The sequence below is a fragment of the Roseateles sp. P5_E8 genome (assembly GCF_054177665.1).
The window spans coordinates 1-7,369 of sequence record NZ_JBGCUM010000104.1; the positions used below are offsets into that span (position 1 = coordinate 1).

Consider the following 7,369-nt stretch of genomic DNA (forward strand, 5'->3'; position numbering starts at 1 on the left):
GAGCAGTAAGCGCGCTAGTTCAGGATTAAGTACGTTGGCCTGATTGGTATGTTTGGCAGTACCACCTACCACACCACCGAAGATAAGTTCAACATCCTCCGCACGATATCGCGTTCGCTCGTCTCGTGCGTGAGCTGCGACCAGGGTGACAGTACCGACTTGCGGCGCACCCGCTAGTGAAAAGACCGACTCCACGTTTCTCCCGTCCTAGTCTCAAGACTCTTCATGTGTGGCGTGATTGCATCACGGACGCTTACATGAGGAGCATAAGACGAACCCGTAGGGCCTGATGGGATCGCGGAGGCTTCACCGAGCAATCCAAACGGTCGTTGCACAGTCGTTAGAGGAAGGCGACAGGGTTAGAGAAAAGGCCCGCGTCTCACGAGGCGGGCCTTTCGGAAGATTCCTTAAAGGAATCAATCACTTATAGATGGTCGGGGCGGCGGGATTCGAACTCGCGACCCTCTGCTCCCAAAGCAGATGCGCTACCAGGCTGCGCTACGCCCCGATCAAGCCGATCATTCTAGCCCACCGGAACGAAGCGGCCGGTGCCGCTGATCAAAGCGGCCCGAACGGGCTCGCCGGGCTGCAGTTTTTGGATGGCCGCGACATAGCTTCGCATCTGCTCGATGTAGGCCGGCTCGCGCTCCGGCGTGGCGCCGAGTTTGTAGTCCAGCACCCACCAGCAACCGTCGTCCAGTTGCACGAGACGATCGATGCGGCGGTCTTCACCGGCGGCGTTGATGGCGACCTCGTTGGCGGCCCACCGTAGCCGTCTGGCGTCAAAGAAGGGACGGCAGTCCAGGCTTTGCAGGATGGCGTCGGCGGCGGTGGCCAGGCGGTCGCGCGCCGCAGCATCGAGGCCGAAGGCTTGACCGGAGGCGGCGACGAGCAAGGCCAGGGGCTGGGTTTGGCTCGCAGCGCTGGCCCATTCCAGAACGCGGTGCAAGGCCTCGCCCAGATTGGCCTGGGCAGCGTCATCGGCAGCACCGACCTTGGCGGGTGCAGGGGGCGCAATCCAGATCGGCAGCGGCATGTGCAAGGGCAGCGGCATGTCCAGCGCCACCTCGTCGCCGGGCTCCGCCAGCGCCAGCGGCTGGCCCAGCGGCGATAGCCGCGCCCACCAGCTCGCGTCACTCGCGCCACGCCGGGGCGGCGTGCGGCTGACGATCAACCGGCGCCGCGCACGCGTCATGGCCACGTAGAGCGCATTCAGCTCCTCGCGCTCGCGCAAAGCTTTCTCGTCGGCAACCAGCTCGGCCAGGGCCGGCGGCGGGCGACGCTCCGAGACGAGAAAGGCCAGGCGTGCCGGCGCGGGCGCGTCGACCGGCCAGTCACAGGCCAGCGACAGCGTCTCGGCGCGCGGCGGCGCGGCATCGGCGTCCAGCAGGATGACCACCTCGGCCTCCAGGCCCTTGGCGCCGTGCACGGTCAGCAACTGCACGGCGTTCTCGGACGGCGCGGGGGCGAGCTTGGGCGAACGGGCCTTCAACGCGCGGACGAAGCCATACAGCTCGGCAAAGCGCCCGCCGTCCAGCTCCAGCGCGGCCTGCAGCAGCGCGTTGACGGTGCGCAGCCTGTTTGCTGCCTCGGAAGGCGGCGCGGCGGCCAGCAGGCGCGGCAGCAAGTCGCCTTCGCTGACGATGCGGTCCAGCAGTTCGTGCGGCGTGCAGCGCGACGCGGCCTCGCGCCAGGCCAGCAGCAGCCTGCGGGCGCGGGCGAGTGCGGGGCTGGGGTCGGCCAGATCCGCCAAGGCATCCCACCAACTGCGCCGTTCACGCGGCGCGGTGCCCAGCCACGAGGCGGTGCCCGCGGCCTCGGCGAGCTGCAGTAGGTCGGCCTCATCGACACCAAACAGCGGGCTGCGCAGCGCCCGCGCCAGCGACAGCGCATGGCCCGGCGAGGCCAACGCGTCCARCAACGCGATGAGGTCTTGCGCATCCGGCAAGTCGGCCAGGCGGTTGTCCTCTGGCGCGACATGCGGAATGCCGGCGGCCAGCAGCGCCTCGGCCATCTGGCGCAGCGGCGCGCGCTTGCGGGCCAGCACGAAGACATCGCGCGGCCGCAGGCCCTCGTCCAGCAGCGCGCGGATGGCGCGGGCGACACGCTCGCACTCGGGCGCGCGGCGGGCGATCTCGGCCTCCACGCGCGGCTCGGTCAGGCTGGGGCGCCAGTGGTCGGGGTCTGTCTCGGCGGCGGCGTCAGCCGCCAGTGCCCCGTCCAGCGTGAACAGGCCGGCCGCCTCGTCAGCACCCTGCTCCGTCGTGTGCGACCTGAAGCCGGGCATCTGCCCCGCGAAGGCGGCGTTGACGGCGGCCAGCACCTCGGGCGCATTGCGGCGCGTGTGGTCGCAGGCCAGCGTCACGCCGGCCAGGCCGTCGCGCACGAACTCGCCCGCTGCGGCAAACACACGCGGCTCCGCTCGACGGAAGCGGTAGATGCTCTGCTTGGGGTCGCCGACGATGAAGACGGAGATCTGCCCGCCGCCCGCGCCGGCATAGGCACCCAGCCAGCCGTGCAGCGCTTGCCATTGCAGCGGACTGGTGTCCTGGAATTCGTCGATGAGCAGGTGGCGCACACGCGCATCCAGCTTCTGCTGCACCCAGCCGGCCAGCTCGGGCTTGGAGAGCAACGCCAGCGCGCCGCGCTCCAGGTCGTTCATGTCGACCAAGCCGCGCTCGCGCTTCAGCGCCTCGAACTCGGCGACCAGCACTTCCGACAGCTGCGCCATGCGGGCATGCTCGATGGACGCCTCGTGCTGAGCGATGTCGGCGGCGATGGCCTCCAGCGCGGCGCAGGCGGCGAGCTGCGCGGTCGAGTCGCCCAGGCCCTTCTTGGCCGTGCCGGTCTTGGTGAACAGCGCGGCCCACAGCGCGGGGAAAGCGGCTTCGTCGGCGAGTGCCAACCCTTGCTCGATCGCCGTGGCCGCCTTCTGTGGCGTCAGCTTGCTGCTGCTGCCGAGAACTACTGCCAGCGCGGCCAGCGCGGATCGCCACGAGGCCAGTGCCGCCAGCGGCTCGGCCACGTCGGGCAGGCTGGCCGCCAGCACGCCGGCGCGCACGGCCAGGCGCAGCTCGACGCGCTTGTTGAAGGCGGCCAGCAGCCACTCGCGCAGGTTGTGCCGACCGCGCGTTTCGGTCAGCGCCTGGAAGGCGGCGACCAGGCCGGCGTCGGCCAGCACACGGGCGTGGAAGCGGCGCCAGAGCGCCGGCATCAGCTCGGCTTCATCCTCGATGAGCTGAAGCTCGGCGGACAGGCCTTCGGCCTGCAGCACGGCCAGCGGCGCGGCGCGCAGCAGCTGCGAGAACCAGCCGTGGAAGGTGCGGATCTCGACCGCTCGGCCGCCACGCAACAACTCGTCCTGCAGAACAGCCAGGCGCGGTGCGGCGGCGCGGGCCTCGGCCTCGCTCATGCCACGCGCGACAAGTTCATTCACGCGCCTTGGCTCGCTGGCGCCGGCGAACTCGGCCAGCCACTCCAGCAGCCGCTCGCGCATCTCACCCGCCGCCTTGCGCGTGAAGGTGATGGCGACGATCTCCTGCGGCTGTGCACCCGCCAGCAGCGCGCGCAGGATGCGCGACACCAGCATCCAGGTCTTGCCCGCACCGGCGCAGGCCTCGACGACGGCGCTGCGGGCCGGGTCGCAGGCGAAGGCGTAGAAGCGCTCGCGGGGGACCAGCGCGCCATCGGCGTAGTAGGCGTAGCTCATGCGGCGCTCCAGTCATCGCGTCGGCACAGGCCGCGCGCTTCGCAGTGCTCGCAGGCGCTGCCTTCGCCCAGAGCCGCCAGCGGCTCGCCTTGCAGCATCAGCAGCAGGTCGGCTTGCAGGCCCTCGCGCAGCACTTCCGCCGTGGCGGCCACGTCGGGATGGTCCACGGTGACCACGCCACCCGGATCGTCCAGCGCCAGGTAGGCCGCACTCAGGTCGGGCGCCGCGTCCATCAGCAGCGCGTAGACGGCCATCTGCGTGTCCTCGAAGGGCTCGGCAACCTTGCTCTTCAGGCTGGCAACGCTGCCGGTCTTGTAGTCCAGCAGCACGCGCTGGCCCTCGGCCGTGGTGTCGATGCGGTCGATGCGGCCGCGCAGCACCAGTTCCGCCAGCGCGCCGTCAAAGGGCGTGCACTGGCGGTCCAGTTCGCCGTCGGCAAAGGTCAGGCCGTTGAGCTCTGCGCCGCCCAGCCACAGCACGTAGCGCGGCAGCAGGCGCTCGAAGCTGGCCTGCCAGGGCAGGAAGTCGGCCTCGTCGAGTCCACGGCTTTCGACCTCGGCAGCGGCGCGCAGCTGGGCCGTCACGTCGCCCGGCTGGCGCTCGGTGTGGAAGCGGTGCAGCACCGCATGCAGCCAGGTGCCGTAGTCGCGCTTCTCGACCTCGGCCTCCAGCTCATCGGCCTCGTTCAGGCCCAGCAGGTGGCGACTGAAGAACTGGTAGGGGCAGCGGCGCAGCGACTCGACGGCGCTGGCGCTCAAAGCGGCCGGCAGCAGCGACGCGGCGACGCTGGCCCGCACCACCGGCCGCGGCGCGATGGCCTGCGGCAGGCGCTCGTCCACCCAGGGCAGCAGTGGCGACTCGCGGCCGGCACGGCGGGCGGCGGCGGCCAGGCGCTCGATGAGCGGGCTGGCCGGCAGCGGCTCGGCGCCTGCACGCGTGCAGCGTAGCAGCGTCAGCACGGGCACACGCAGCGCCTGCGCAAAGGCCTGCGCCTCGGCCTCACGCTGCTGGGCCTGGGTCGGCAAGCCCAGCGCGGCGGCATCCGCATCGCCGAGCAAGCTCAGGGACCGGCCGCCGCGACCCAGCGTGTCGGCATCGGCGCCCGGCAGCACCAGCGCGCCGAAGGGCCGCAGCATGGCCCGCACCAGCGGCGTGATGACGACCGGCGCGTGGCCCGGGTCGCTAGGTGCGAACTGGCCGGCTTCGAGCACGTCACCCACCCAGGCCAGGAAGCCCGCACCGTCCAACCGAGCGTCGCTCAGCACCGCCTCGTGCGCGCTACCCGGCCAGGGGTTGCGCGACAGCCACAGCGCGTTCAGCACGCCCTCGCTGCCTTCCAGCCCGGCCAGAGGCTCGGCGCCCAACGCCCGCTTCAGCTCGAACAGCCACTGCACCAACGGTCGCCGCCCGCTGCTGGTCAGCGGCGCCAGCGCCTGCCGGCGTGACTGCCAAAGCGCCTGTGCGGGCAGCTTGTCCATCGCGTCCAGCGACTCGGCGCGGCGGATGCGGCGGCGGCGGCACAAGGCCTCAAGCGCATCCAGCGCCGCCGACGGCTCGGCGCTGAGCTTGAGCCAAGCCAGCCAGTCGTCCACCGCGCCACCGCCCAGGGCCGCGCGCAGCAGCGCCATCAGCGTGGAGGCGGCCGGCGTGGTCGCCAGCGTCCAGCCGGTCTCGTCATGCAGCGGCACGCCCTGGCGGCCCAGCAGCGCGCGCACGCGGCGCACGACGACGCGGTCCTGTGCGATCAGCGCGACCGGCGCACAGCCTGCGGCGAGGTGCTGCAGCACGGCCACGGCGCTTACCTGGGCCAGGGTCTCGAAGTCGGCGCACAAGGCCTCTTCGACGCGGGCAGTCGGCTCGGCGAGGGCGTCCAGGTCGACGTCGGCGTTGAGCAGCAGCGTCGGCACGTCGCCACGCGCCAGCAGCGCCTGGGCCAGCGGGTCCGGGCCACCGGCCTGAAGCGCGATCCAGGCGCTGGGCCGGTGGCGGAACAGTGCGTCCGTGGCCGGCGCGCGGTCGTCGGCCGCGGCCCATTCCAGCGCCACCCAGGTCAGCGCGCGCTCGGTGCCGCCGATGGGGTCTTCGCCCAGATGGCGGCGGGCGGCGTCGAGCCAGACGGCCCGGTCTGCGGGGTCACGCTGGCCGGCCGCGCGGGCGAAGGCGTGGGCCGTCTCGACGAGGCGGGCCAACGCCAGGCGGTAGGCGCGTGGGTCCTCGCGCTTGAGGTTCTGGGCCCAGGTTTGCTGGGCGAGCAGCGCGTCGGCCGCCAGCGCATCCACCGGCGCGTCACCGCTGATCTGCTGCGGTGCGGCCAGCGGCGTGGGGCCGAGGGCCGAGGCCAGGCTGTGCGTCGTCGACAGCACCGGCAGCCAGCCGCCTCGGGCGAGAAACGCACGCCGCGCCGGCGCCAACTGCTGGGCGAACGGCAACAGCAGCACGGCGTCGCGCAGCGGCGCGCCCTGGCCAGTCAGCCAGTCGGCACTGACGGCAGCAACGCGACGCCAGAAACCGTCGATGTCTTCCCCAGGCGCCAGGCCCAGATTCATGACTTGCAAAGAGCCCTCCCGCCCTGACGTGCACCACTGTTTCGGTCACCCCTGTGACCGCCCGGGCAAAAGTGGCTATGTCACAATCATTTTTGCCTATTCGGACGGCGCAACGCGGCGCCCGTCAACCCTTTGAGGCCAAGGAACCCTCCCATGAGCAGCGATTTGATCAAGCATGTTTCCGACGCGTCCTTCGACGCCGACGTCATCCAGTCCGGCAAGCCGGTGCTGGTGGACTACTGGGCCGAGTGGTGCGGCCCCTGCAAGATGATCGCGCCCATCCTGGACGAGGTCGCCACCGGCTACGGTGACAAGCTGCAGGTCGCCAAGATGAACGTCGACGAGAACCGCGAAGTGCCCGCCAAGTTCGGCATCCGCGGCATCCCGACGTTGATGTTGTTTAAGGACGGCCAGCTGGCCGCCACCAAGGTCGGGGCCCTCTCCAAGGCCCAGTTGACCGCCTTCCTCGACGCGAACCTATAATCGCGTCCAACTGCTGCAGTGTTACCGGCGCCCTCCACGCGGTCACTGCAGCAGCCAAAGCCAACACGCCCCGGGTTCCTGGATACGAATCCAGCACCCAGCCAGCGTGGACTCGGCTCCCCCTCCCTCCACTGTTTAGTTGTCGAATCGCGTCGCTCGTTGTTTGAGCGATAGACATTCGGCCCTGTTCCGGGGCGGCCGTGGAATCGTCGTTGTGCCTTGGCTGGCGCCGCGACCCCTGACGGGTCTTCACCCATGCATCTTTCCGAACTCAAAGCGCTCCACGTTTCCGCCCTCATCCAGATGGGCGAGGAGCTGGAGATCGACAACGTCACGCGCCTGCGCAAGCAGGAGCTGATGTTCGCCATCATGAAGAAGCGCGCCAAGGGTGGCGARCAGGTCTTCGGYGAYGGCGTGCTCGAAGTGCTGCCCGACGGCTTCGGCTTCCTGCGCTCGMYCGAMGCCAGCTWCATGGCGTCGACCGACGACATCTACCTGAGCCCGAGCCAGATCCGCCGCTTCAACCTGCACACCGGCGACCTGGTGGAAGGCGAAGTGCGCGTGCCCAAGGACGGCGAACGCTACTTTGCTCTGGTCAAGGTCGACCGCGTCAACAACCAGACGCCGGAGG

The 7,369-nt window shown here is 70.3% G+C and carries 4 protein-coding genes and 1 tRNA gene; 2 read left to right on the forward strand and 3 right to left on the reverse strand.

What is annotated here, in order from left to right; translation table 11 throughout:
• Positions 1 to 431: 431 nt before the first annotated feature.
• The 3 genes from ACXRVZ_RS27125 to ACXRVZ_RS27135 form a co-directional block, all read right to left on the reverse strand.
• Positions 432 to 508 (reverse strand) — tRNA-Pro (locus tag ACXRVZ_RS27125).
• Between the two features lie 15 nt (positions 509 to 523).
• Positions 524 to 3,709, reverse strand: coding sequence for a UvrD-helicase domain-containing protein (locus ACXRVZ_RS27130; protein ID WP_457425583.1), 3,186 nt, complete (start codon positions 3,707 to 3,709; stop codon positions 524 to 526).
• Positions 3,706 to 6,255 carry a PD-(D/E)XK nuclease family protein gene (locus ACXRVZ_RS27135; protein ID WP_457425687.1) on the reverse strand — a complete coding sequence of 850 codons (2,550 nt, stop codon included), beginning with the start codon at positions 6,253 to 6,255 and terminating at the stop codon, positions 3,706 to 3,708. The genes ACXRVZ_RS27130 and ACXRVZ_RS27135 overlap by 4 nt, the downstream gene beginning before the upstream one ends.
• Positions 6,256 to 6,408: 153 nt before the next feature.
• Here ACXRVZ_RS27135 and trxA point away from each other — a divergent pair, with 153 nt between their 5' ends.
• Together trxA and ACXRVZ_RS27145 are read left to right on the forward strand one after the other, a co-directional pair.
• The gene (trxA, locus tag ACXRVZ_RS27140; protein WP_394475508.1) at positions 6,409 to 6,738 is read left to right on the forward strand and encodes a thioredoxin TrxA; all 330 of its coding nucleotides are present in this window, start codon (positions 6,409 to 6,411) and stop codon (positions 6,736 to 6,738) included.
• Between the two features lie 255 nt (positions 6,739 to 6,993).
• On the forward strand, positions 6,994 to 7,369 hold a 376-nt coding region (locus ACXRVZ_RS27145), incomplete at its 3' end, for a Rho termination factor N-terminal domain-containing protein (RefSeq protein ID WP_458233082.1).

Excerpts from the sequence above, each read along its gene's own strand:
- ACXRVZ_RS27135 (WP_457425687.1), bottom strand. The coding sequence starts at position 6,255 with ATGAATCTGGGCCTGGCGCCTGGGGAAGACATCGACGGTTTCTGGCGT.
- trxA (WP_394475508.1), top strand. The coding sequence starts at position 6,409 with ATGAGCAGCGATTTGATCAAGCATGTTTCCGACGCGTCCTTCGACGCC.